Annotated in this window: 20 protein-coding genes, 1 pseudogene and 1 riboswitch; of the genes and pseudogenes, 20 read left to right on the top strand and 1 reads right to left on the bottom strand. The window is 72.1% G+C overall.

The genetic code is table 11. The annotated features are described in order from the left end of the window. Positions 1-35: 35 nt before the first annotated feature. From pyrR to AB0J88_RS15770, 17 genes and pseudogenes are all read left to right on the top strand, one after another. Entirely contained in the window at positions 36-626 is a 591-nt protein-coding gene (gene pyrR / locus AB0J88_RS15850; protein WP_364344293.1) for a bifunctional pyr operon transcriptional regulator/uracil phosphoribosyltransferase PyrR, read from the top strand. Next, on the top strand, positions 623-1543 hold the full coding sequence (locus AB0J88_RS15845; RefSeq protein WP_364344296.1) for an aspartate carbamoyltransferase catalytic subunit: 921 nt from the start codon (positions 623-625) through the stop codon (positions 1541-1543). The genes pyrR and AB0J88_RS15845 overlap by 4 nt, the downstream gene beginning before the upstream one ends. Next, complete coding sequence (locus tag AB0J88_RS15840; RefSeq protein WP_364344299.1) at positions 1540-2814, top strand: dihydroorotase; 1275 nt, start codon at positions 1540-1542, stop codon at positions 2812-2814. Before AB0J88_RS15845 ends, AB0J88_RS15840 begins: the two co-directional genes overlap by 4 nt. Then, positions 2811-3929 carry a glutamine-hydrolyzing carbamoyl-phosphate synthase small subunit gene (gene carA / locus AB0J88_RS15835; protein ID WP_364344302.1) on the top strand — a complete coding sequence of 373 codons (1119 nt, stop codon included), beginning with the start codon at positions 2811-2813 and terminating at the stop codon, positions 3927-3929. The genes AB0J88_RS15840 and carA overlap by 4 nt, the downstream gene beginning before the upstream one ends. Next, complete coding sequence (gene carB, locus AB0J88_RS15830; protein ID WP_364344305.1) at positions 3922-7257, top strand: carbamoyl-phosphate synthase large subunit; 3336 nt, start codon at positions 3922-3924, stop codon at positions 7255-7257. Before carA ends, carB begins: the two co-directional genes overlap by 8 nt. Further along, complete coding sequence (gene pyrD, locus AB0J88_RS15825) at positions 7247-8413, top strand: dihydroorotate dehydrogenase (quinone) (protein ID WP_364344308.1); 1167 nt, start codon at positions 7247-7249, stop codon at positions 8411-8413. The genes carB and pyrD overlap by 11 nt, the downstream gene beginning before the upstream one ends. Then, positions 8410-9255: an orotidine-5'-phosphate decarboxylase gene (pyrF, locus tag AB0J88_RS15820; RefSeq protein WP_364344311.1), complete on the top strand. Its 846-nt coding sequence runs from the start codon at positions 8410-8412 to the stop codon at positions 9253-9255. The genes pyrD and pyrF overlap by 4 nt, the downstream gene beginning before the upstream one ends. A 168-nt stretch (positions 9256-9423) precedes the next feature. After that, positions 9424-9741 (top strand): integration host factor, actinobacterial type, encoded by a 318-nt coding sequence (gene mihF, locus AB0J88_RS15815; protein WP_089255592.1) that lies wholly within the window; start codon positions 9424-9426, stop codon positions 9739-9741. A 25-nt stretch (positions 9742-9766) separates the two neighbouring features. Next, positions 9767-10294, top strand: coding sequence for a guanylate kinase (locus AB0J88_RS15810; RefSeq protein ID WP_364344314.1), 528 nt, complete (start codon positions 9767-9769; stop codon positions 10292-10294). A 21-nt stretch (positions 10295-10315) separates the two neighbouring features. Further along, complete coding sequence (gene rpoZ / locus AB0J88_RS15805) at positions 10316-10582, top strand: DNA-directed RNA polymerase subunit omega (RefSeq protein WP_013285517.1); 267 nt, start codon at positions 10316-10318, stop codon at positions 10580-10582. 4 nt (positions 10583-10586) lie between these two features. Further along, positions 10587-11804: a bifunctional phosphopantothenoylcysteine decarboxylase/phosphopantothenate--cysteine ligase CoaBC gene (coaBC, locus tag AB0J88_RS15800; protein ID WP_364344317.1), complete on the top strand. Its 1218-nt coding sequence runs from the start codon at positions 10587-10589 to the stop codon at positions 11802-11804. A 72-nt stretch (positions 11805-11876) separates the two neighbouring features. Continuing rightward, positions 11877-13073, top strand: a complete 1197-nt coding sequence (gene metK, locus AB0J88_RS15795) for a methionine adenosyltransferase (RefSeq protein WP_364344320.1) — start codon at positions 11877-11879, stop codon at positions 13071-13073. 108 nt (positions 13074-13181) lie between these two features. Next, entirely contained in the window at positions 13182-13388 is a 207-nt protein-coding gene (locus tag AB0J88_RS15790) for a hypothetical protein (RefSeq protein WP_364344323.1), read from the top strand. 412 nt (positions 13389-13800) lie between these two features. Further along, entirely contained in the window at positions 13801-15945 is a 2145-nt protein-coding gene (locus tag AB0J88_RS15785; RefSeq protein ID WP_364344603.1) for a primosomal protein N', read from the top strand. A gap of 102 nt (positions 15946-16047) precedes the next feature. Continuing rightward, a complete protein-coding gene (def, locus tag AB0J88_RS15780) occupies positions 16048-16611 on the top strand; it encodes a peptide deformylase (protein WP_364344326.1) in 564 nt (187 codons plus the stop codon). Then, positions 16611-17537: a methionyl-tRNA formyltransferase gene (fmt, locus tag AB0J88_RS15775; RefSeq protein ID WP_364344329.1), complete on the top strand. Its 927-nt coding sequence runs from the start codon at positions 16611-16613 to the stop codon at positions 17535-17537. The genes def and fmt overlap by 1 nt, the downstream gene beginning before the upstream one ends. A gap of 152 nt (positions 17538-17689) precedes the next feature. Continuing rightward, positions 17690-19069: pseudogene (locus tag AB0J88_RS15770) on the top strand (transcription antitermination factor NusB); the annotation flags it as partial. On the opposite strand, the gene AB0J88_RS15765 reads toward AB0J88_RS15770, so the two are convergent. Continuing rightward, entirely contained in the window at positions 19062-19946 is an 885-nt protein-coding gene (locus tag AB0J88_RS15765; RefSeq protein ID WP_364344332.1) for a septum formation family protein, read from the bottom strand. The pseudogene AB0J88_RS15770 and the gene AB0J88_RS15765 sit on opposite strands and share 8 nt — an antisense overlap. A gap of 73 nt (positions 19947-20019) precedes the next feature. On the opposite strand from AB0J88_RS15765, the gene rpe reads away from it, so the two are divergent. The 3 genes from rpe (at position 20020) to ribD (ending at position 23176) form a co-directional block, all read left to right on the top strand. Next, positions 20020-20700 carry a ribulose-phosphate 3-epimerase gene (gene rpe / locus AB0J88_RS15760; RefSeq protein WP_364344335.1) on the top strand — a complete coding sequence of 227 codons (681 nt, stop codon included), beginning with the start codon at positions 20020-20022 and terminating at the stop codon, positions 20698-20700. Then, the gene (locus tag AB0J88_RS15755) at positions 20697-21674 is read left to right on the top strand and encodes a response regulator (protein WP_364344338.1); all 978 of its coding nucleotides are present in this window, start codon (positions 20697-20699) and stop codon (positions 21672-21674) included. Before rpe ends, AB0J88_RS15755 begins: the two co-directional genes overlap by 4 nt. Positions 21675-21800: 126 nt before the next feature. After that, a riboswitch (FMN riboswitch) is annotated at positions 21801-21976 on the top strand. A 132-nt stretch (positions 21977-22108) separates the two neighbouring features. After that, positions 22109-23176 carry a bifunctional diaminohydroxyphosphoribosylaminopyrimidine deaminase/5-amino-6-(5-phosphoribosylamino)uracil reductase RibD gene (gene ribD / locus AB0J88_RS15750; RefSeq protein ID WP_364344341.1) on the top strand — a complete coding sequence of 356 codons (1068 nt, stop codon included), beginning with the start codon at positions 22109-22111 and terminating at the stop codon, positions 23174-23176. Positions 23177-23181 lie beyond the last annotated feature (5 nt).

Raw genomic sequence — 23181 nt, 5'->3', positions numbered from 1 at the left:
CGACCCGTCCCGTGAGGCGGGGAAGGAGGTCCGCCGTGGCCTATCCTCAGGCCGCTTCATCCTCGACGACGTCCGGTTCACCACCGACTGTGAAGGTCATCCTCACAGAGACGGATCTGCAACGGGTCGTCGACCGCATCGCGCACCAGATCCTCGAGAAGACCGACGGTGCTGACGGCACCGTCCTGCTCGGCATCCCGACCCGCGGTGTCCCCCTGGCCCGCCGGTTGGCCAGCCGGATCGCCGCTTTCGAGTCGGTCGACGTGCCGGTCGGTGTGCTCGACGTCACTCTCTACCGCGACGACCTTCGGCTCAAGGCCACCCGCGCGATCGGCCCGACCGACCTGCCGCCCGGCGGCATCGACGGCCGGCGGGTCATCCTCGTCGACGACGTGCTGTTCTCCGGCCGCACCGTGCGGGCCGCCCTCGACGCCCTCTCCGACCTCGGCCGGCCCAGCTCCGTGCAACTCGCCGTGATCGTCGACCGGGGGCACCGGGAGCTGCCGATCCGGGCCGACTACGTCGGCAAGAACATCCCCACGGCGCGCTCCGAGATCGTCAAGGTGACGCTGGCCGAGACCGACGGCGTCGACGAGGTCAAGCTGCTCGGCGAGGAGAAGAAATGATCAAGCACCTGCTGTCCGCCGCCGACCTCGACGCGCAGCACGCCACGCTCGTCCTCGACACCGCCGCCGAGCTCGCCGCCGTGTCCGGCCGTGAGGTGAAGAAGCTGCCGACGCTGCGTGGCCGCACCGTGGTCAACCTGTTCTACGAGGACTCGACCCGCACGCGGATCTCGTTCGAGGCCGCGGCCAAGCGGCTGTCGGCCGACGTCATCAACTTCTCCGCCAAGGGCTCCAGCGTCTCCAAGGGCGAGAGCCTCAAGGACACCGCGCTGACCCTGCAGGCGATGGGCGCCGACGCGGTGGTCGTCCGGCACCCGGCCTCCGGCGCCCCGCACCGGCTGGCCAGCTGGGTCGACGGTTCGGTGGTCAACGCCGGCGACGGCACCCACGAGCACCCGACCCAGGCGCTGCTCGACGCGTACACGATGCGGTCCCGGCTCGGCAGGGTCGACGGCCTGCACGTGGCGATCGTCGGCGACGTGCTGCACAGCCGGGTCGCCCGGTCCAACGTCCTGCTGCTGACCACGCTCGGTGCCAAGGTCACGGTGGTCGGCCCGCCGACGCTGATCCCGGTCGACGTCGGCCCGGCGTTGTCGCCCGACCTGAGCGTCTCCTACGACCTCGACGCGGTGCTGCCGGACGTCGACGTGGTGATGATGCTGCGCGTCCAGCGGGAGCGGATGAACGACTCCTTCTTCCCGTCGACCCGGGAGTACGCGCGCCGCTACGGGCTCGACGCGGCCCGGATGCGCCGGCTGCCCGAGCACGCGATCGTCATGCACCCCGGCCCGATGGTCCGCGGCATGGAGATCACTCCGGAGGTGGCCGACTCGGCCCGCTCCACGATCGTCGAACAGGTCGCCAACGGCGTCTCCGTCCGGATGGCCGTCCTCTACCTGCTCCTGGGGGGCAAATGAGCAGCACCACGTACCTGGTCAAGGGCGTCAGCGTCCTCGGCGCCGAGCCGACCGACCTGCTGGTCCGCGATGGTGTGGTCCTGGAGGCCGGAAGCGCCCGAAACGCCCACGTGGTCGACGCCGACGGCCTCGTTGCGCTGCCCGGCCTGGTCGACCTGCACACCCACCTGCGTGAGCCAGGCCGCGAGGACGCCGAGACCGTCGAGTCCGGCTCGCGGGCCGCGGCCCTGGGCGGCTACACCGCCGTCTGCGCGATGGCCAACACCTCGCCGGTCGCCGACACCGCCGGCGTGGTCGAGCAGGTCTGGCGGCTCGGCCGCGAGGCCGGCCTGGTCGACGTGCAGCCGATCGGCGCCGTGACGGTCGGCCTGGCCGGCCAGCACCTCGCGGAGCTCGGCGCGATGGCCACCTCCGCCGCCAAGGTGCGGATCTTCTCGGACGACGGGCACTGCGTCTCCGACCCGCGCCTGATGCGCCGCGCACTGGAATACGTGAAGGCGTTCGACGGCGTGATCGCCCAGCACGCCGAGGAGCCCCGGCTGACCGAGGGCGCCCAGATGCACGAGGGCGAGGTCTCGGCGCGGCTCGGGCTGACCGGCTGGCCGGCGGTCGCCGAGGAGGCGATCATCGCCCGGGACGCGCTGCTCGCCGGCCATGTCGGCGCCCGCCTGCACGTGTGTCACGTGAGCACGGCCGGCTCGGTCGACGTGCTTCGCCAGGCCAAGGCCGCGGGGGTACGGGTGACCGCCGAGGTGACGCCGCACCACCTGCTGCTCACCGACGAGCGGGCCAGCTCGTACGACCCGGTGTTCAAGGTCAACCCGCCGCTGCGTACGCAGACGGACGTCGCCGCGCTGCGGAAGGCACTGGCCGAGGGCCTGATCGACATCGTGGCCACCGACCACGCTCCGCACGCGGTGGAGGACAAGGAATGCGAGTGGGGCTACGCGCGCCCGGGCATGCTCGGCCTGGAGACCGCGCTGTCCATCGTGCTCGACGTGCTCGGGCCGGACTGGCCGGTCATCGCCGAGCGGATGTCGCGGACGCCGGCCCGGATCGCCGGGCTGACCGACCACGGCCACGTGCCCGCGCCCGGCGCGCCGGCGACCTTCACCCTGGTCGACCCGGCGGCCCGCTGGGAGGTCGACCCCACGGCGTCGGCATCCCGCTCACGTAACACCCCGTACGCGGGGATGACCCTGCCCGGCCGGGTCGTCGCGACGTTCCTGCGCGGCGAACCGACGGTGCTGGACGGAAAGGCAACGAAATGAGGCGCCCCGCGCTGCTCGTCCTGGAGGACGGGCGGACGTTTCACGGTGAGTCCTACGGCAGCGTGGGCGAGACCTTCGGCGAGGCGGTGTTCACCACCGCGATGACCGGCTACCAGGAGACGCTGACCGACCCGTCGTACCACCGGCAGGTCGTGGTGCAGACCGCGCCGCACATCGGCAACACCGGCGTCAACGACGAGGACGACGAGTCGTCCAAGATCTGGGTCGCCGGGTACGTGGTGCGCGACCCCGCCCGCCTCGCCTCCAACTGGCGGCGCACCGGCGACCTGGAGGACCGGCTCGCCGCGGAGGGCGTGGTCGGCATCTCCGGTGTGGACACTCGCGCACTGACCCGCCACCTGCGCGACCGGGGTGCCATGCGGGTGGGCGTGTCCAGCGTGACCGACGACCCGGCCGCGCTGCTGCGCAAGGTCCAGGAAGCGCCCGAGATGGTCGGCGCGGACCTGTCGGCCCAGGTGACCACCGCGAAGCCCTACACCGTGCAGGCGGTCGGCACGCACGAGTTCACCGTCGCGGCCGTCGACCTCGGCATCAAGCGCAACGTCGCCCGGCGGCTGGCCGCCCGCGGCGTGACCACGCACGTGATGCCGGCCGGCTCGACCATCGACGACCTGCTCGCCACCGGCGCCGACGCGGTGTTCTTCTCGCCCGGCCCGGGCGACCCGGCCACCGCCGACGGTCCCGTCGAGCTCGCCCGCGAGGTGATGCGGCGGCAGATCCCACTGTTCGGCATCTGCTTCGGCTCGCAGATCCTCGGCCGCGCGCTCGGATTCGGCACCTACAAGCTGGCCTTCGGCCACCGGGGCAGCAACCAGCCGGTGCTCGACCGCACGACCGGCAAGGTCGAGGTCACCGCGCACAACCACGGGTTCGCCGTGGACGCGCCGCTCGACGGCACGGTCTCGACCGACTTCGGCGACGTCGCGGTGTCGCACGTCTGCCTCAACGACAACGTGGTGGAGGGACTGCGGGCGCACGACGTCCCCGCCTTCACCGTCCAGTACCACCCGGAGGCGGCCGCCGGTCCGCACGACGCCGATTACCTCTTTGATCGGTTCCGGGAGCTCATCGCGGGGGAGAAGGTCAGTGCCTAAGCGGACCGATCTGCAACACGTGCTCGTGATCGGCTCCGGGCCGATCGTGATCGGGCAGGCGTGCGAGTTCGACTACTCGGGCACGCAGGCGTGCCGGGTGCTGCGGGCGGAGGGGCTGCGGGTCAGCCTGGTCAACTCCAACCCGGCCACGATCATGACGGACCCGGAGTTCGCCGACGCCACGTACGTCGAGCCGATCACGCCGGAGTTCCTGGAGCTGGTGATCGCCAAGGAGCGGCCGGACGCGATCCTGCCGACCCTGGGTGGTCAGACCGCCCTGAACGCCGCGGTCGCACTGCACGAGATGGGCATCCTCGACAAGTACGGCGTCGAGCTCATCGGTGCCGACATCGAGGCGATCCAGCGGGGCGAGGACCGGCAGAAGTTCAAGGAGATCGTGGCGAAGGCCGGCGCCGAGACGCCCCGCTCGCGGGTCTGCGACTCGATGGAGTCCGTCCGGGCCGCCGTCGCGGAGCTCGGCCTGCCCGTGGTCGTCCGGCCGTCGTTCACGATGGGCGGCCTCGGCTCCGGCATGGCGCACACCGCCGAGGACCTCGAGCGGATCGCCGGCGCCGGGCTCACCGAGTCGCCGGTGCACTCGGTGCTGATCGAGGAGAGCGTGCTCGGCTGGAAGGAGTACGAGCTCGAGCTGATGCGCGACAAGCACGACAACGTCGTGGTCGTCTGCTCGATCGAGAACCTCGACCCGATGGGCGTGCACACCGGCGACAGCGTGACCGTCGCGCCGGCCATGACCTTGACCGACCGGGAGTACCAGACACTGCGTGACGTGGGCATCGCGGTGCTCCGCGAGGTCGGCGTCGACACCGGCGGCTGCAACATCCAGTTCGCGGTCAACCCGCGCGACGGCCGCCTGGTGGTCATCGAGATGAACCCGCGGGTGTCCCGGTCGTCGGCCCTGGCCTCGAAGGCCACCGGCTTCCCGATCGCGAAGATCGCGGCCAAGCTGGCCATCGGCTACACGCTCGACGAGATCCCGAACGACATCACCCTGGAGACGCCGGCCGCGTTCGAGCCGGCGCTCGACTATGTGGTGGTGAAGATCCCGCGGTTCGCGTTCGAGAAGTTCCCGGGCGCCGACCCGGAGCTGACCACCACGATGAAGTCGGTCGGCGAGGCGATGAGCCTGGGCCGCAACTTCACCGAGGCGCTCAACAAGGCGATGCGCTCGATGGAGACCACCGCCGCCGGCTTCTGGACCACGCCGGACCCGGCGGGGGCGACGCTGACCTCCACGTTGGACGATCTGCGTACGCCGCACGACGGCCGGCTCTACACGGTCGAGCGCGCGCTGCGCCTCGGTGCCACGGTGGCCGAGGTGTCGGCGGCGTCCGGTGGGATCGACCCGTGGTTCCTCGACCAGATCGCCGAGCTCGTCGACCTGCGCGCCGAGATCGTCGCCGCCCCGGTGCTCGACCTGCCGCTGCTGCGCCGGGCCAAGCGGGCCGGCCTGTCCGACCGCCAGCTCGCCGCCCTGCGGCCCGAGTTCGCGGGCGAGGACGGGGTGCGCCGACTGCGGCACAGCCTGGAGCTGCGGCCGGTCTACAAGACGGTCGACACCTGTGCGGCGGAGTTCGCCGCTCGGACGCCCTATCACTACTCGTCCTATGACGAGGAGACCGAGGTCGCTCCGTCCGACCGGCCCAAGGTGCTGATCCTGGGCTCCGGGCCGAACCGGATCGGGCAGGGCATCGAGTTCGACTACTCGTGCGTGCACGCGGTGATGGCGTTGCGGTCGGCGGGCTACGAGACCGTGATGGTCAACTGCAACCCCGAGACCGTGTCGACCGACTACGACACCGCGGACCGGCTCTACTTCGAGCCGCTCACCTTCGAGGACGTGCTCGAGGTCGTCCACGCCGAGAACGAGTCCGGCCGGGCCGCCGGTGGGCCGGGCGTCATCGGTGTCGTGGTGCAGCTCGGCGGGCAGACCCCGCTCGGGCTGGCGCAGCGGCTCAAGGACGCGGGCGTGCCGATCGTCGGCACGACGCCCGAGTCCATCAACCTGGCCGAGGACCGGGGCGCGTTCGGTGCGGTGCTCGCTCGGGCGGGCTTGAACGCCCCGGCACACGGCACGGCCACCTCGTACGAGGACGCCAAGGCGATCGCCGACGAGATCGGCTACCCGGTGCTGGTGCGGCCGTCGTACGTACTCGGTGGTCGGGGCATGGAGATCGTCTACGACGACCCGACGCTGTCCGCCTACATCGGCCGGGCCACCCAGATCTCGCCGGCCCACCCGGTGCTGGTCGACCGGTTCCTGGACGACGCGATCGAGATCGACGTGGACGCGCTCTGCGATGCCACCGGCGAGGTCTTCCTCGGCGGCGTGATGGAGCACATCGAGGAGGCCGGCATCCACTCCGGCGACTCGGCCTGCGCCCTGCCGCCGATCACCTTGGCCGCCTCGCACCTGGCCGAGGTCCGCCGCTACACGACGGAGCTCGCCCGGGGCATCGGGGTGCGCGGCCTGATGAACGTGCAGTACGCGCTCAAGGACGACACGCTCTACGTGCTGGAGGCCAACCCGCGCGCGTCGCGGACGGTGCCGTTCGTGTCCAAGGCGACCGCTGTGCCGCTGGCCAAGGCGGCCGCCCGGATCATGCTCGGTGCGACGATCGCCGAGCTGCGCGGTGAGGGACTGCTCCCGGCCGTCGGCGACGGGGGCGACCTGCCGGCCGACGGTCCGACCGCGGTCAAGGAGGCGGTGCTGCCGTTCAAGCGGTTCCGCACGCCGGCCGGGCGGGGCGTGGACTCGCTGCTCGGCCCCGAGATGAAGTCGACCGGCGAGGTGATGGGCATCGACCCCGCCTTCGGCAACGCGTACGCGAAGTCGCAGGCCGCCGCGTACGGCTCGCTCCCGACCTCGGGTCGGATCTTCGTCTCGGTCGGCAACCGCGACAAGCGCAGCATGATCTTCCCGATCAAGCGGCTGGCCGACCTGGGCTTCCAGATCGTGGCGACCGAGGGCACGGGCCAGGTGCTGCGCCGGCACGGGATCACCTGCGAGATCATCCGCAAGCACTGGGAAGAGGCGGGCTCCGGGCCGGACGCGGTGACGCTGATCCGCAACGGCGAGGTGGCGCTGGTCGTCAACACGCCGCAGGGCTCGGGCGCCTCGGCGCGCTCGGACGGCTACGAGATCCGCAGCGCGGCGGTCACCGCCGACATCCCGTGCATCACGACGGTGCCGGGCGCGGCCGCCGCGGTGATGGGCATCGAGTCGGTGATCCGCGGCGAGATGACCGTGCGGCCGCTGCAGGACCTGCACCGGGCGCTGCGGGCGGGTGGCGGGCGTGCTGTTTGAGCGGGTCGTCCGCCCCGCCCTCTTTCGGATCGGTGCCGGTGACGCCGAGACCGCACACGAGTGGACGCTGAAGCGGCTGGCGGACCTCCCGCCGGCCGCGCGGCGGCTGATGGCTCTGCGGTACGCGGTCCGTCAGCCGACCACGATCTTCGGGGTCGAGTTCCCTAATCCGGTCGGGCTGGCGGCGGGCGTCGACAAGAACGGCGTGGCCCTGGCGGCATGGCCGGCGCTGGGCTTCGGCTTCGTCGAGGTCGGCACGGTGACGGCCCACGCGCAGCCGGGCAACCCGAAGCCCCGCCTGTTCCGCCTGCGCGGCAGCGACGCGATCGTGAACCGGATGGGCTTCAACAACGAGGGCGCGGCCGCCCTCGCCGCCCGCCTCGCGGCGGCCTCGGGCGCCGGCGATTCGTCGGACGGGTCCGGCTCTTCCCCGCGCAATCACGCCGCGACGCGCGGCGAGGGGTCGCCGGCCGGGTCCGAGCGCGAGGCGGCGGCCGGTGGCGGTTGGTCTGCGGGGTCTGGCTCTTCGGCCGGCGGTCGCTCCGTGACGCCGTTCGGCGTGCCGTTGGGGATCTCGCTCGGCAAGTCGAAGGTCACGCCGCTCGAGGATGCGGTCGACGACTACCTCGCGTCCTACAAGCTGCTCCGGGACTACGGCGACTATTTCGCCGTCAACGTGTCCTCGCCCAACACCCCGGGGCTGCGGTCCCTCCAGGATCGGGACTCGATCGACGCGCTGCTGGGCGCGTTGGTGGGGGAGAAGCCCATCCTCGTGAAGATCGCTCCGGACCTCACCCAGGCCGCCGTCGCGGAGCTCCTGGAGGTCTGTCTGGCCCGCGGCGCCGCCGGGGTCATCGCCACCAACACCACCCTCTCCCGCGACGGCCTGGCGCCCGCCGACGTGGCCCTGGGGGCCGAGGCCGGCGGGTTGTCGGGAGCACCTCTCACCCAGAAGGCCCGCGACGTCGTGCGGTTCGTGCACAGCGAGACCGGCGGCCAGTTGCCGGTGATCGGGGTCGGCGGCCTGATGACGGCCGACGACGCCGAGAAGATGTTCGATGCCGGGGCGAGCCTCGTGCAGGTCTACAGCGGGTTCATCTATCACGGGCCGGCGCTGGTCCGGCGGATCGCGTCTGTGAAGAAAGGACAATCGTGACAAAAGCCTTTGGAGCGAGGCTGTACGAGGCCCTCGCGACCCGCGGTCCGCTCTGCGTTGGCATCGATCCCCATCCAAGTCTGCTGGCGTCCTGGGGGCTGCCGGACGACGCCGACGGGCTGGCCCGATTCTCTGCGACCGTGATCGAGGCGCTCGGCGACCAGGTCGCGGTGTTCAAGCCGCAGTCCGCGTTCTTCGAGCGACACGGCTCCCGAGGGGTCGCCGTGCTTGAGTCGGCTATCCGACAGTTACGCGATGCGGGCGCACTGGTACTTCTCGATGTGAAGCGCGGCGACATCGGATCGACGGTCGCCGCTTACGCGTCCGCTTATCTCGACCCGGCGAGTCCGCTGCGTGCTGACGCGATCACCGCGAGCCCGTACCTCGGCGTCGGATCGCTGGCCCCGATGTTCGACGCGGCGCGTGCGCATGATGGCGGCGTGTTCGTCCTCGCGCTCACGTCGAACCCGGAAGGCGCTGAGGTGCAACGCGCCGTCGGTCCCGGCGGTCGGACTGTCGCACAGACTGTGATTGACGAGATTTCCCAGCTCAACGCCGGTGCGGAGCCACTCGGAAGTTTCGGATTGGTCGTCGGGGCGACGATCGGGGATACCGGCCACGATCTCTCGCGCGTCAACGGCCCGATTCTCGCGCCCGGGCTCGGTGCGCAGGGAGCGACCGCCGCCGACCTGCGTACAGTTTTCGGCAATGATCTTGCTTGGGTGGTTCCGTCCTACTCGCGGGAGATCCTCGCCCGGGGGCCGTCGGTGTCCGATTTGCGGGCCGCGACGGCCGACGTCCTGGCCCAGTGCCGGGCAGTTTTGGCCCCCCGATCGAGGTGACACGCCGGATCAAGATTTCGTGATCAAGGCGCGCCGACGTTGCCGAAAACCAATCGGGCCGCTAGTTTTCCCGGCGCTGGGAACCACATGCCCCTTTGGTTCACGGCCACCCCACGTTTCACGACCGCGGCGGAATTTCCCGATCGCGGTAGGACCTGAGGAGAACTGGTGCCGCTCCCGTCACTGAGCCCCGAACAGCGCGCGGCAGCGCTGGAAAAGGCAGCGGAGATCCGCAAAGCCCGTGCTGACCTGAAAGAGCAGCTCAAGCAGGGCAAGACCACCCTCGCCGCGGTGCTCGACCGGGCCGAGGGCGACGATGTCGTCGGCAAGCTCAAGGTTTCGGCCGTGCTGCAGGCGATGCCGGGCATCGGCAAGATCCGGGCGACCCAGATCATGGAGAAGCTCAAGATCGCCGACAGCCGCCGGCTGCGCGGTCTGGGCGACCAGCAGCGCAAGGCGCTCCTTGGAGAGTTCGCCGGCAGCTGACCCGGCACCCGGGTACAAACAAGTTGTGACCATGCATGACGAGGCGCGCCCGGCGGCTCGGCTCACGGTCCTGACCGGTCCTTCGGAAGCCGGTCGGGCGGCCGTGGTCCGGCTGGTCCGGGCGCGCTCGCCATGGGTGCGCATGCCCGTCCTGGTCACCACTCGCCGGCGGCGCGACCACGAGGTCGACGGCGTGCACTACACGTTCGTCGACGAGGCCGCGTACGACCGGATGGTCGACGAGCAGGGCCTGCTCGAGTCCGCGGCGATCCGGCACCACCGGTACGGCACCCCCCGCCGTCCGGTGGAGGACTGGCTCGCCGCCGGTGAGCCGGTCCTGCTCTCCATCGATCGGCGCGGCGCCGAGCTCGTGAGCCGGGCCGTCCCCGACGCCCGGTTGGTCCTCCTGCTGACCCCGACCGATCGTGTCTTGGCAGGCGGCGGCATCTCCGGCGCGATCATCAACCACGCAGCCGGGCGCGCCGCCGATGAGCTGGTAGGATTGCTCGGTTCGACCTTCCTGACCCCGGCCCGACCGCCGCGCGGCGGTTGAGAACTTTGAGGTTTGTTTTCCGTGGGATCCATCGCCACCAACCCTGAGGGCATCACCAACCCGCCGATCGACGAGCTGCTCGAGAAGACCACGTCGAAGTACGCGCTGGTCATCTTCGCGGCCAAGCGCGCCCGCCAGGTCAACGCCTACTACAGCCAGCTCGGCGAGGGCCTCCTCGAATACGTCGGCCCCCTCGTGGAGACCACTCCGCAGGAGAAGCCGCTCTCGATCGCGATGCGCGAGATCAACGCCGGCCTGCTCACGGCCGAGCCGACCGACCAGCCCTGAGGTCATGACCACCCGGGTCGTCCTTGGCGTCGGTGGCGGGATCGCCGCCTACAAGGCTGCCGAGCTGCTCCGCCTGTTCACCGAGTCGGGGCATTCGGTCCGGGTGATACCGACCGCGTCCGCGCTGCGCTTCGTCGGCGCTCCGACCTGGGCCGCCCTGTCCGGCCAGCCGGTCGCCGACGACGTGTGGTCGGACGCGCACGAGGTGCCGCACGTACGCCTCGGCAAGGAAGCCGATCTGGTGGTGGTGGCTCCGGCCACCGCCGACCTGATCGCCAAGACCGCACACGGTCTCGCCGACGACCTGCTCACCAACACGCTGCTCACCGCGCGCTGCCCGGTCGTGCTGGCGCCGGCGATGCACACCGAGATGTGGGAGCACCCGGCGACCCAGGCCAACGTGGCGCTGCTGCGCTCCCGCGGCGTGCTGGTGATCGAGCCGGCGAGCGGGCGGCTGACCGGCTCCGACACCGGCAAGGGCCGACTGCCGGACCCCACCGAGATCTTCGCGTACGCCCGCCGGGTCCTGGCCCGTGGCGCCGACGCACCCCTCGACCTGAGCGGCCGGCATGTCGTCGTCACCGCCGGCGGCACGCGTGAGCCGCTCGACCCGGTGCGCTTCCTCGGCAACCGCTCGTCCGGCAAGCAGGGCTACGCGTTCGCCCGCACCGCCGCGGCTCGCGGCGCCCGGGTCACCCTGGTCAGCGCCAACCCGACCCTCCCGGCCCCGGCAGGCGTCGACGTCGTCGTGGTGGGCACGACCGAGGAGCTGCGCAAGGCGACCGTCGAGGCCGCCGCCGACGCCGACGCCGTGGTGATGGCCGCGGCCCCCGCCGACTTCCGCCCGGCCGTCTACGCCGCGCAGAAAATCAAGAAGGTGCCCGGCGTCGGTCCGGAGCCCATCGCCCTGGCGCTCAACCCCGACATCGCCGCCGAGCTCGGCGAGCGCAAGCCGGCCGGCCAGGTGCTGGTGGTCTTCGCCGCCGAGACGGTGGACACCGAGGACGCGCTGGCCAACGCGCGACAAAAACTAACTGTCAAGAACGCCGACCTGATCGTCGTCAACCAGGTCGGCACCGATAAAGTCTTCGGGTCCGACGCCAACACCGCGACGGTGCTGGGTGCCGACGGCACGGAGACGGTTTTCCAGCAGCAACCCAAGGAAGACCTCGCCGACGCCGTCTGGGATCTGATAACAACACGCTTGACCAGTACGTCTTAACCAGGGCGAGGCCGCCGGAGGCTTGCGGCGCGGCAGGCCTGGGGCCGGACCCGAGATTTTGTGAGGAGCACCGTGGCACGTCGCCTGTTCACGTCCGAGTCGGTTACGGAGGGCCACCCGGACAAGATCGCTGACCAGATCAGCGATGGCATCCTCGACGCGCTCCTGGCGCAGGACCCGCGCAGCCGGGTCGCGGTCGAGACCCTGATCACGACCGGCCAGGTCCACGTCGCCGGCGAGGTGACCACCCAGGCCTACGCGGACATCCCGACGATCGTCCGCGAGACGATCCTCGGCATCGGCTACGACTCGTCGAAGAAGGGCTTCGACGGCGCGTCCTGTGGCGTCAGCATCTCGATCGGCTCGCAGTCGCCCGACATCGCGCAGGGCGTCGACACCGCGATCGAGCTTCGCGACGGCGAGAGCGCGGGCGACGCGCTCGACCGCCAGGGCGCCGGCGACCAGGGCATGATGTTCGGCTTCGCGTGCTCCGAGACGCCCGAGCTCATGCCGCTGCCGATCGCGCTGGCCCACCGCCTGGCCCGCCGGCTGTCGGCGGTCCGCAAGGACGGCACGGTGCCCTACCTGCGCCCGGACGGCAAGACCCAGGTCACCATCGAGTACGACGGCCTGCGCCCGGTCCGCCTCGACACCGTCGTGGTCTCGTCGCAGCACGCCGCCGACATCTCGCTCGAGTCGCTGCTCACCCCGGACGTCCGCGAGCACGTGATCGCGCCGGAGCTCGACAGCCTCGGCCTCGACACCGACGGCTACCGCCTCCTGGTCAACCCGACCGGCCGCTTCGAGATCGGCGGCCCGATGGGCGACGCGGGCCTGACCGGCCGCAAGATCATCGTCGACACCTACGGCGGCTACGCCCGCCACGGCGGCGGCGCGTTCTCCGGCAAGGACCCGTCCAAGGTGGACCGTTCCGCGGCGTACGCGATGCGCTGGGTCGCCAAGAACGTCGTTGCCGCCGGCCTGGCCGAGCGCTGCGAGGCCCAGGTCGCCTACGCGATCGGCAAGGCCCACCCGGTCAGCCTCTTCGTCGAGACGTTCGGCACCGAGAACGTCCCGGTCGACCGGATCGAGAAGGCCATCGGCGAGGTCTTCGACCTGCGCCCGGCCGCCATCATCCGCGACCTCGACCTGCTGCGCCCGATCTACCAGCAGACCGCCGCGTACGGCCACTTCGGCCGCGAGCTGCCGGATCTGACCTGGGAGAACACCGACCGCGCGGCCGACCTGAAGAACGCCGCCGGCCTCTGAGCCTGTTCTGACGCGAAAGCGGCCCGCTTCGGCGGGCCGCTTTCGCGTTTGTCGATGCGGCCGCCGGGGGTACCCGTCGTTCGCATGGGGACATCACGGGGACGGTCGGTGACGGGACGCGACGTGGCACGGTACGCGATCGGTGGGCTCCTCGGGTGGCTCGCCGCCGCGCTGGTGGGGGTGGCACTCACAGACGAGTCGTTCGGCACGTCGCTGATCCGCTCCCTGCCGACGATCGTGCTCGTCGTGCTGCTCATGATCGTCGTCGAGCGGCTCGGCCTCTTCCAACGCGCCGCCCAGCGGGACGACCGATGAGCCGGCGTTGACGCCGGACAGCTCGCTGCCGCGGATCAGCCACATGTGACGGACGAAAGCGGGTCCCCGTCGTGTCCGGTCTCCTGCTCGGGAGCGGGCCTTGATCGTGTGCGGCTGATCTGGTGTGAGATCGGGCAAGCACATGATCGTGTGCGGCTGGCCTGGTCGCCGCGCGGTGTGTCGCCCAGACCAGCCGCACACGATCATGCGTGGCCTCGTCTCGTGACCAGCTCAGCCGCACACGATCATCTGCAACCGGGATGTTGCGGGCTCGGCGTGGCCTCGGGGGCCAGGCGCCGCCAGCCGGAGAGACGGTGGCCCGGCAGGGCGGTGAAAGGATGGTGCGGTGCCGAACCGAAGCGCCCGCGCCGAGCGCCGGCCAGCAGCCGAGCTGCCGGTCGCGCGCGTGTGCGTGGACGTGCCGTTGCCACACCTCGACCGGCTCTTCGACTACCTGGTGCCGGCCGACCTGCACGATACGGCGCAGCCGGGCACCCGGGTCAAGGTGCGCTTCGCCGGCCAACTCGTCGACGGCTGGCTCGTCGCCCGCGCCGCCGAGTCCGCGGTGCCGAAGCTGGCCTACCTGGAGCGCCTCGTCTCGCCGGAGCGGGTGCTGACGTCGGAGATCGCGGGACTCGCGCGCGCGGTGGCCGACCGCTATGCGGGCAGCCTGGCCGACGTCCTTCGCCTCGCCGTCCCACCACGCCACGCCCGAGCCGAACAGTCACCACCGGCCGAACCCGAACCCCCCGCGGCGTTCGGAGCCGGTCCGCTCCCGGCGGTCGGAGCCGGTCCGCACCCGGCGCCTCTGAACGAACCCCCCGTGGGCGGCTCTGGACCACTCCTGGCAGATGGGACCGAATCACCCTCCGCGGACGCGACCGAACCTGGGCCGGTGGCCGGAGATGAACCTCTGTCGGTGGTCGAGCCTGAACCGATGCCTGCGGCCCGAGACGAACGGCCGCCTGCCGAGGATCCGCACGCCGTCTCGCCGGACCGGCCACCGCCGCCGGTGTCCGGCACGGGATGGTCCGAGTACCAGGCCGGCGAGGGGTTTCTGCGCGCGCTGCGGGACGGCAAGAGTCCCCGAGCCGTGTGGTCGGCGTTGCCGGGGGAGGACTGGCCGGCGCGGATCGCCGAGGCGGCTGCCGTCGCGGCCGCCGCGGGAAAGGGCGTGGTCGCCGTCGTGCCGGACGCCCGTGACCTCGACCGGCTCGACGCCGCGCTGGCCCGCACGCTCGGCAAGGACCGGCACGTCACCCTGGCCGCCGGCCTGGGGCCGGCCAAGCGCTACCGCGCCTTCCTCGCCGCCAGCCGGGGCCAGGTCAAGGTCGTCGCCGGCACCCGCGCCGCCGCCTTCGCCCCCGTCCAGGACATCGGTCTCGTGGTGATCTGGGACGACGGCGACGACCTGCACGCCGAGCCCCGGGCTCCGTACCCGCACGCTCGCGAAGTGCTCCTGACCAGGGCGCAACGTGCCCAAGCGGCGGCCCTCGTCGCCGGCTATGCCCGCACCGCCGAGGCGCAGCTCCTGCTGGAGACCGGCTGGGCGCGCGAGGTCGCCGCCGACCGGGCCACCCTCCGCCGACGCATGCCGACCATCACCCCGACCGGCGACGACCCGCAGCTGGCCCGCGACCCCGGCGCGGCCACCGCACGGTTGCCCAGCCTGGCCTGGGAGGCCGCCAGAGCCGCCCTCAAGGCCGACGCGCCGGTGCTGGTCCAGGTGCCCCGCCGCGGCTACCTCCCGTCCGTCTCGTGCGCCACCTGCCGCGCACCGGCCCGCTGCACCGCCTGCTCCGGACCGCTCGCCCTGCGTTCCTCGCACGCGGTGCCGGCCTGCCGCTGGTGCGGTCGGGTGGCCGGCGACCACGTCTGCCCGCACTGCGGCAGTCGGGGGCTGCGGGCCTCGGTCACCGGCGCCCGCCGGACCGCGGAGGAGCTCGGCCGCGCGTTCCCTGACATCCCGGTGCGCACCTCCGGCCGCGACGAGGTGCTGACCGAGGTGCCGGCCACGGCGGCCGTCGTGGTGGCCACGCCGGGGGCCGAGCCGGTCGCCGAGGGCGGCTACGGGGCCGTGGTGCTGCTCGACACCTGGGCCCTGCTCACCCGGGCCGACCTGCGGGCCGGCGAGGAGGCGCTGCGCCGCTGGATGACCGCGGCGGCCCTCGCCAAGCCGAGCGGGCGGGTCGTCGTGGTCGCCGACGGTGGCGTGCCCGTGGTCCAGGCCTTACTGCGGTGGGACCCCGGCTGGTACGCCGAGCGCGAGCTGGCCGAGCGCCGCGAGCTGCGGTTCCCGCCGGCGGCCCGGATGGCCAGCCTGACCGGGTCGGCTCCGGCGGTGGCCGACCTGCTCGACGCCGTGCACCTGCCGCCGGACGCCGAGCTGCTCGGCCCGGTGCCCGCCGACCAGGGCCAGGAGCGCTATCTGGTCCGCGCACCCAGGGCCAAGGCCGCCGAGGTGGCCGCCGCGCTGCACGCCGCCACCGGCGTACGCAGCGCCCGCAAGGCGCCCGACCCCGTGCGCGTCCAGGTCGATGCCACCGACCTGTTCTGACGTCACATCGGGGGTCCGGGCGGTTCCGGGCGGGGCTCCGTAGACTTGTCGGGATTGCGCCTCGCCCGCCCCCGTGCGAGCGACCCGAACGAGGAGTTCCACGTGACCGTCCAGCCCATCCGTCTGTTCGGCGACCCGGTGCTGCGCACCCCCGCCGACCAGGTCGTCGACTTCGACGCTGAGCTGCGCAAGCTGGTCGCCGACCTGGTCGAGACCATGCAGGAGCAGTCCGGGGCGGGGCTGGCCGCGCCGCAGCTCGGCGTCGGGCTGCGGGTGTTCGCCTTCGACGTCGACGACGTGGTCGGGCACATCGTCAACCCGACGGTCAGCTTCCCCGACGACGAGGAGCAGGACGGGCCGGAGGGCTGCCTGTCGATCCCCGGGATCTACGTCGACACCAAGCGCCGCCAGAACGTCGTCGCCACCGGCTTCAACCAGTTCGGCGACCCGATCAAGCTGGTCGGCAGCGGCCTGATGGCGCGCTGCGTGCAGCACGAGACCGACCACCTCGACGGGGTGCTCTTCCTCGACCGGCTCGACGCCGCCGCGCGCAAGGAAGCGATGAAGGAGATCCGCCAGGCCGAGTGGTACGACGCCGGCGCGCCGCCGGTGATCAAGACCAACCCGCACAGCGGTGCGGTGTTCGGCCTGGGCGGAGCGCGCTGATGCGGCTGGTCTTCGCCGGCACACCGGCCGTCGCGCTGCCCGCGCTCGACGCGATCGCGGCGTCCGGCCACGAGTTGCTGGCCGTGGTCACCCGGCCCGACGCGCCCGCCGGCCGCGGCCGCAACCTGGTCCGCTCGCCCGCCGGGGCGTGGGCCGACGAGCACGGCATCGAGGTGCTGACGCCGGCCAAGCCGCGCGAGCCCGAGTTCCAGGAGCGGCTGCGCGACCTCGCGCCCGACTGCGTGCCGGTGGTCGCCTACGGCGCCCTGGTGCCTCCGTCGGCGCTGGAGATCCCGCGCCACGGCTGGGTCAACCTGCACTTCTCGCTGCTGCCGGCCTGGCGGGGCGCCGCACCGGTGCAGCACGCCGTGCTGCACGGCGACGAGATCACCGGGGCCAGCGTCTTCGAGCTCGAGGCGGGTCTCGACACGGGTCCGGTCTACGGCACGCTGACCGACGAGATCCGACCGACGGACACCTCCGGCGACCTGCTGGAGCGGCTGGCGACCTCCGGCGCCGGGCTCCTGGTGGCCGTGCTCGACGCGATCGAGCAGGGCACGGCGCGGGCGGAGCCGCAGCCCGCCGACGGGGTGAGCCTCGCGCCGAAGCTGAGCGTCGAGGACGCGATGGTCCGGTGGGACGAGCCGTCCTTCGCCGTCGACCGCAGAATCCGGGCCTGCACGCCGGCGCCCGGCGCCTGGACCACGTTCCGCGAGGACCGCGTCAAGCTGGGGCCGGTCCGCCCCGTCGCCAACGGTCCCGCGCTCAAGCCCGGTGACCTGCTGGTCGACCGCACCGGCGTGCTGGTCGGCACGGCCACCACCCCGGTCGCCCTCGGTGAGGTGCGGGCCGCGGGCAAGCGCGCCATGCCCGCCGCCGACTGGGCGCGGGGCGTCCGGGTCGAGTCCAACGAGCGTTTCGCGTGAGCGCCCCGGCACGCGGCCACGACGGCCGCGACGAAGGCGGCCGAGGTGGTCGTGACCAGGGCGGCCGAGGCGGCTACGCCGGCCGAGGCGAAAGGGGCCGAGGCGAAAGGGGCCGAGGCGAAAGGGGCCGAGGCGAAGGGGGCCGCGGTCAGGGCGCCCGGGGCGGCCGGCCGACGGTGGACCCCGCCCGGTTCGCGGCCTACGAGGCGATCGCGGCGGTGCACCGCGACGACGCGTACGCCAACCTGGTCCTGCCGCACATCCTCACCGATCGTGACGTGCGCGGCCGTGACGCGGCGTTCGCCACCGAGCTGACCTACGGCACGCTGCGCTCGCTCGGCACCCTCGACGCGGTGATCGCCCACGCGGCCGGCCGCGAGGTCGACCGGATCGACCCGCCGGCGCGCGACGCGCTGCGGCTGGGCGCCCACCAGATCCTCAACATGCGGGTTCCGGCGCACGCCGCGGTCTCGTCCACCGTGGACCTCGTGCGGATCGTCGCCCCGGGCGCCACGGGCTTCGCCAACGCGGTGCTCCGCGAGATCACCACGAAAGACATCGACACCTGGGTCGAAGAGCTCGCTCCGGCGTACGAGACGGATCCGATCGGCAACCTCGCCCTGACCAACAGCCACCCGCAGTGGATCGTGCGGGCGTTCCAGGAGGCGCTCGGCGGCGATCTCGAAGAGACCAGCCGGCTGCTGATCGAGGACAACCAACCACCGGCGGTCGTGCTCTGCGCCCGGCCCGGCCGGGTCGACGCGGTCGACCTGGCCGAGGAGGTCGGTGGGTCCCCGGGTGCGTTCTCGCCTTACGCCGTCTACCTGTCCGGCGGTGCGCCGGGCGACCTGGCCGCGGTTCGCCACGGACGGGCGCACGTGCAGGACGAGGGCTCGCAACTCGTCGCGGCCGCGCTGGTCGACGCGCCGATCGAGGGCAGCGACACGCGCTGGCTCGACCTGTGCGCCGGCCCCGGCGGCAAGGCCGGCCTGCTCGGCGCGCTCGCCGCGCAACGCGGCGCCGAGCTGACCGCGGTCGAGGTGACCGAGCACCGGGCCGGGCTCGTGTCCAAGGCCGTCGCCGGGTTCCCGGTGACCGTGCTGCACACCGACGGGCGCAACGTGGGCCGCGAGACGGACCTGCCGGAACAGGGCTTCGACCGGGTCCTGGTCGACGCGCCGTGCACGGGCCTCGGCGCGCTGCGCCGCCGTCCCGAGGCGAGGTGGCGCCGCCAGCCGAGTGACCTGCCGCCGCTGACCAAGCTGCAGCGCGAGTTGCTGACCGCGGCACTGCGGGCAGTCCGCCCGGGCGGGGTGGTCGGCTACGTGACCTGCTCGCCGCACACCGTCGAGACGCACGTGTCGGTCACCGAGGGCACGCGCCGCTCGGACATCGAGGTGGACTTCGTCGACGCCCGCCCCCTGCTCCCGGCCGGCATGCCGGGGCTGGGCGCCGGCCCGACGGTGCAGCTCTGGCCGCACCGGCACGGGACGGACGCGATGTTCCTGGCGGTCCTCAAGAGGACTAGTTGACCGGCATCAACGCGGTGCCGCCGGCCTTGATGGACTTCGTGTACGTGCGCCCGCTGTCCCACGAGAAGCACTTGACCCCACGGTTGCCCATGTCCCACTCGGCGGCCGTGGGGTAGTAGTAGATCGTGCCCGTGCGGAACGCCAGGTTGTCGTCCTTCGGCAGCTTGGCGTACGTCGCGACGGTGTTCAGGCACGCCTTGTGGATGGCCTCGCCGTCGTCGATGAACGTTTTGTAGGGCTTGTTCGGCGCCTCGTAGATGCCGACGAACTCGCTGCGGTGCGACTTGGTGCAGGCGATGGCGACCATCTCCTGCACGACCTCCTTGGAGATCTTCGGCGTGAAGCAGCCGTACTGCAGCCCGCCCGCCTTCGACAGCGCGCCCTTCAGCGAGGCGGAGCGGTAGGCGGTGCTGGTGTCGTCGAGCGAGGTCGTCTCGCCGACGTCGCAGCGGTACCAGCGGGAGCCGCCCTGCCACGCCTCCGGACCGGGCAGCGCGAGGCTGAGCGTGAGCCGGGCCGTGCGCCAGTCGCCGCCGACGTAGTCGCTGGCCTTGTCGCTGCAGTCGCCGTACGCGCTCTGGTAGGTCTTCTCGCCCGGTTTCGGGGGTTTGGTGCCGGCGTCCTCGAACGTTCCGACGTGGACCGTCTCGATCATGTGCGGGGAGTCGCAGTCCACCGGCGCGTACGCGGCCAGGTAGCCGGACTCCACCGCGGACGCGTGGCAGACCTCGGCGTCCGGCACGAACGGCTTGGGCTCGCTCATCGGCCGCCAGTCGTCGCTGATGTCGCCGTCGACCCCGGCCGGGTTGCCACCACAGCCCGCGAGGGCCAGGGTCGCCACCAGGCTCGCGAGGCCCACCGCCCACGACCGTCGCATCTGTGCATCCCTCCACAGGGCCGGGTTGAGGGCAACCCTACGGGGAACGGCCTCAGGTTCGTACACTGGCCCGGTGACCCGACCGTCGCCGATCGTCGCCCCCAGCATCCTCGCCGCTGACTTCGCCCATCTCGCCGACGAGGTCCGCCTGGTCGAGCAAGACGCGGACTGGTTGCACATCGACGTCATGGACAACCATTTCGTGCCCAACCTGACGATCGGGTTGCCGGTGGTGCAGAGCCTCCGACCGATCACGCAACTGCCGTTCGACGTGCACCTGATGATCGACGAGCCGCGCCGTTGGGCTCCGGCCTACGCCGACGCCGGCGCCTACAACGTCACCTTCCACGCCGAGGCGTCCGACAACCCGGTCGCGCTGGCCAAGGACCTGCGCTCGGCGGGCGCGAAGGCGGGCCTGGCGATCGACCGCGACACCCCGATCGAGCCCTACCTGGAACTGCTGCCCAGCTTCGACACGCTTCTGGTGATGACCATCAAGGCGGGCTTCGGCGGCCAGCGCTTCGTGCCGGAGCTGCTCGACAAGGTCCGCAAGGTGCGCGCCGCGCAGGAGAGCGGGCACCTGGAGCTGCGCATCGAGGTCGACGGCGGCATCGCCGCCGACACGATCGAGCAGGCGGCCGAGGCGGGCGCCGACGCGTTCGTCGCGGGCACCGCGGTCTACGGCGCCGACGATCCGGCGGCGGCGATCAGACGGCTGCGCGGCCTCGCCGCCGGTGTGGTCGGCCACCGATGAGCGAGCGCAACGAGGTCAGCCTGGAGACCGCCAACAAGCTCGGTCTCGTGCTGGTCGTCGACGACGACGAAGACATCGCCCGGTTCGTCGGCATCAGCCTCAAGCTGCACGGTTTCGACGTCATGCACGCCGCCGACGGCCAGGAGGCGCTCGACCTGATCGAGCGGGCCAGGCCGGACCTGTGCGTGGTCGACCTGATGATGCCCCGGATCGACGGCGTCGAGCTGACCCGGCGGCTGCGCGCCAACCCGATGACCGCCGCCCTGCCGATCATCATGTTGACCGCCAAGGGGCTGACCGTCGACAAGGTCTACGGGCTGACGAACGGTGCCGACGACTACATCGTCAAGCCGTTCGACACCTCGGAGCTCTGCGCGCGGGTCGAGTCGACGCTGCGCCGCAACCGCGAATATCGCGAGGTCTCGCCGCTGACCGGCCTGCCCGGCAACACGCGGATCGGCCGGGAGATCACCGACCGGGTCCGCAGCGGCACCGACTACGCGGTCGCCTACATCGACATCGACCGGTTCAAGAGCGTCAACGACGTGTACGGCTTCGGCCGCGGCGACGAGTTCATCAGCGCGCTGGCCCGCAGCCTCCACCGGGCGGTGATCGAGGCCGGCATGCCACCGGCCTTCCTGGGGCACATCGGTGGCGACGACTTCGTGATCGTCTGCTCGCCGCAGCAGGTCCGGCCGCTGTCCGAGAAGGCGGTCCTCGACTACGAGAAGACCACCGACGGGCTCTACGACGAGCGTGACGCGGCCCGGGGCTACGTCGAGGTGCGCGACCGCCGCAACAACATCCAGCGGGCCGCGCTGGTCACCCTCTCGATCGGGGTGGCGCTCTCCAGCGGCGACCGGAGGTTCTCCGACCCGCGCGAGATCATCGCGCTGGCCAACGAGATGAAGAGCGTCGCGAAGAGCCAACCTGGCTCGTACGTCGCCGTCGACCGCCGCCTGGCGGCCAGCTGAAGCACTCGCTGCCCGGTCACGCTGTCCGTTTTGTCGGAGTGTGTCCGTGACCGGCGCCGCGTGTGAGGTAGGTCGCCTGTCGATCGCTGTTCCGCGAATCGCGTGTAAGACTGGACCGTACCCACCACGCGCTGGCGGGACTCGGTGAAATTCCGAACCGGCGGTGATCCGGGGGCCTGGCCCCTGGTAAGCCCGCGACCCGGTCGAGGAACCTCTCGAACGGTGGACCTGGTGAGAATCCGGGGCCGACGGTTGGGCAGCCCCCATGGCCGCCCAGACAGTCCGGATGGGAGACAGCGCGAGGGCGGATGGCCGCGCCGTTCCCTGGCGCTGCCGTCGGGTCGGCGCGTCGTTGCCGTCCCGAGCCGCGCCTTGCCGCAATCCCAGACCCTGCCCGCGCCGCGCGTGACCATGGCGAACGGGAAGGAACGGGCATGGCGAGCGGCGGCGTCTCCATCGACGAGGCGATGCGGCGCGCGATCGCACTCGGTGCGCGCGGCCTCGGCACCACGAGCCCCAACCCGATCGTGGGCTGCGTGCTGCTCGATGCCGCGGGCGAGGTGGTCGGCGAGGGCTTCCACGCGTACGCCGGCGGACCGCACGCCGAGATCGTCGCGTTGGCGCAGGCCGGCGAGCGGGCCAGGAATGGCACCGCGATCGTCACCCTGGAGCCCTGCAACCACACCGGCCGCACCGGCCCCTGCACCCGTGCGCTGATCAACGCGGGCGTCTCCAAGGTCGTCGTCGGCGTCGCCGACCCGGACCCGGTCGCCCGGGGCGGCGCCGAGACGCTGCGCGCCGCGGGCGTCGAGGTCGAGATGGGCGTACGCGAGGACGAGGCCGAGGCCGGCAACATCGCCTGGCTGACCAGCGTGCGCCGGGGCTGGCCCTACGTGACCTGGAAGTACGCGGCGACCCTCGACGGCCGGTCCGCGGCCGCCGACGGCACCAGCATGTGGATCACCTCCGAGGCCGCCCGGACGGACGTGCACGCGCTGCGCTGCGCCAGCGACGCGGTCATGGTCGGCATCGGCACCGTGCTGGCCGACGACCCCCGGCTCACCGCCCGCAACCTGCGCGACGGCTCGCTGGCGATCCGGCAGCCGCTGCGGGTCGTGGTGGACAGCGCCGGGCGTACCCCCGCCGGCGCGAAGGTCCGTGACAACGCCGCCGCGACCTGGGTGGCGACCGCCGCGCAGGTCGGCACCGGCCCGGACGGCAAGGTCGACCTCCAGGCGCTGCTCGCGGCCCTGCACGTACGCGGCGTCCGGTCCGTGCTGCTCGAAGGCGGCCCCCGACTCGCCGGCGCGTTCCTCGCGGCCGGGCTGGTCGACAAGGTGGTCGGCTACGTCGCTCCGAAGCTGCTCGGCGCCGGTGCGTCGGCGCTCGTCGACGCCGGCGTGTCGACCATCTCCGAGGTCATCGACCTCGACCTCACCGATGTCACGCGGGTCGGCCCTGACCTGCGGTTCACCGCTGTGCCACGCAAGAAGGAGGGCTGACCCGC

The organism is Asanoa sp. NPDC049475 (assembly GCF_040676915.1).
Taxonomy (GTDB): domain Bacteria; phylum Actinomycetota; class Actinomycetes; order Mycobacteriales; family Micromonosporaceae; genus Asanoa.
The sequence above is the reverse complement of the archived record's forward strand: the minus strand, read 5'-3'. Positions and strand labels throughout refer to the sequence as shown.

Coding starts and splice junctions, on each gene's coding strand:
- AB0J88_RS15840 (WP_364344299.1), top strand. CDS start 1,540: ATGAGCAGCACCACGTACCTGGTCAAGGGCGTCAGCGTCCTCGGCGCC.
- ribD (WP_364344341.1), top strand. CDS start 22,109: ATGGCGAGCGGCGGCGTCTCCATCGACGAGGCGATGCGGCGCGCGATC.
- fmt (WP_364344329.1), top strand. CDS start 16,611: ATGCGGCTGGTCTTCGCCGGCACACCGGCCGTCGCGCTGCCCGCGCTC.
- carA (WP_364344302.1), top strand. CDS start 2,811: ATGAGGCGCCCCGCGCTGCTCGTCCTGGAGGACGGGCGGACGTTTCAC.
- AB0J88_RS15765 (WP_364344332.1), bottom strand. CDS start 19,946: ATGCGACGGTCGTGGGCGGTGGGCCTCGCGAGCCTGGTGGCGACCCTG.
- coaBC (WP_364344317.1), top strand. CDS start 10,587: ATGACCACCCGGGTCGTCCTTGGCGTCGGTGGCGGGATCGCCGCCTAC.
- AB0J88_RS15755 (WP_364344338.1), top strand. CDS start 20,697: ATGAGCGAGCGCAACGAGGTCAGCCTGGAGACCGCCAACAAGCTCGGT.
- AB0J88_RS15845 (WP_364344296.1), top strand. CDS start 623: ATGATCAAGCACCTGCTGTCCGCCGCCGACCTCGACGCGCAGCACGCC.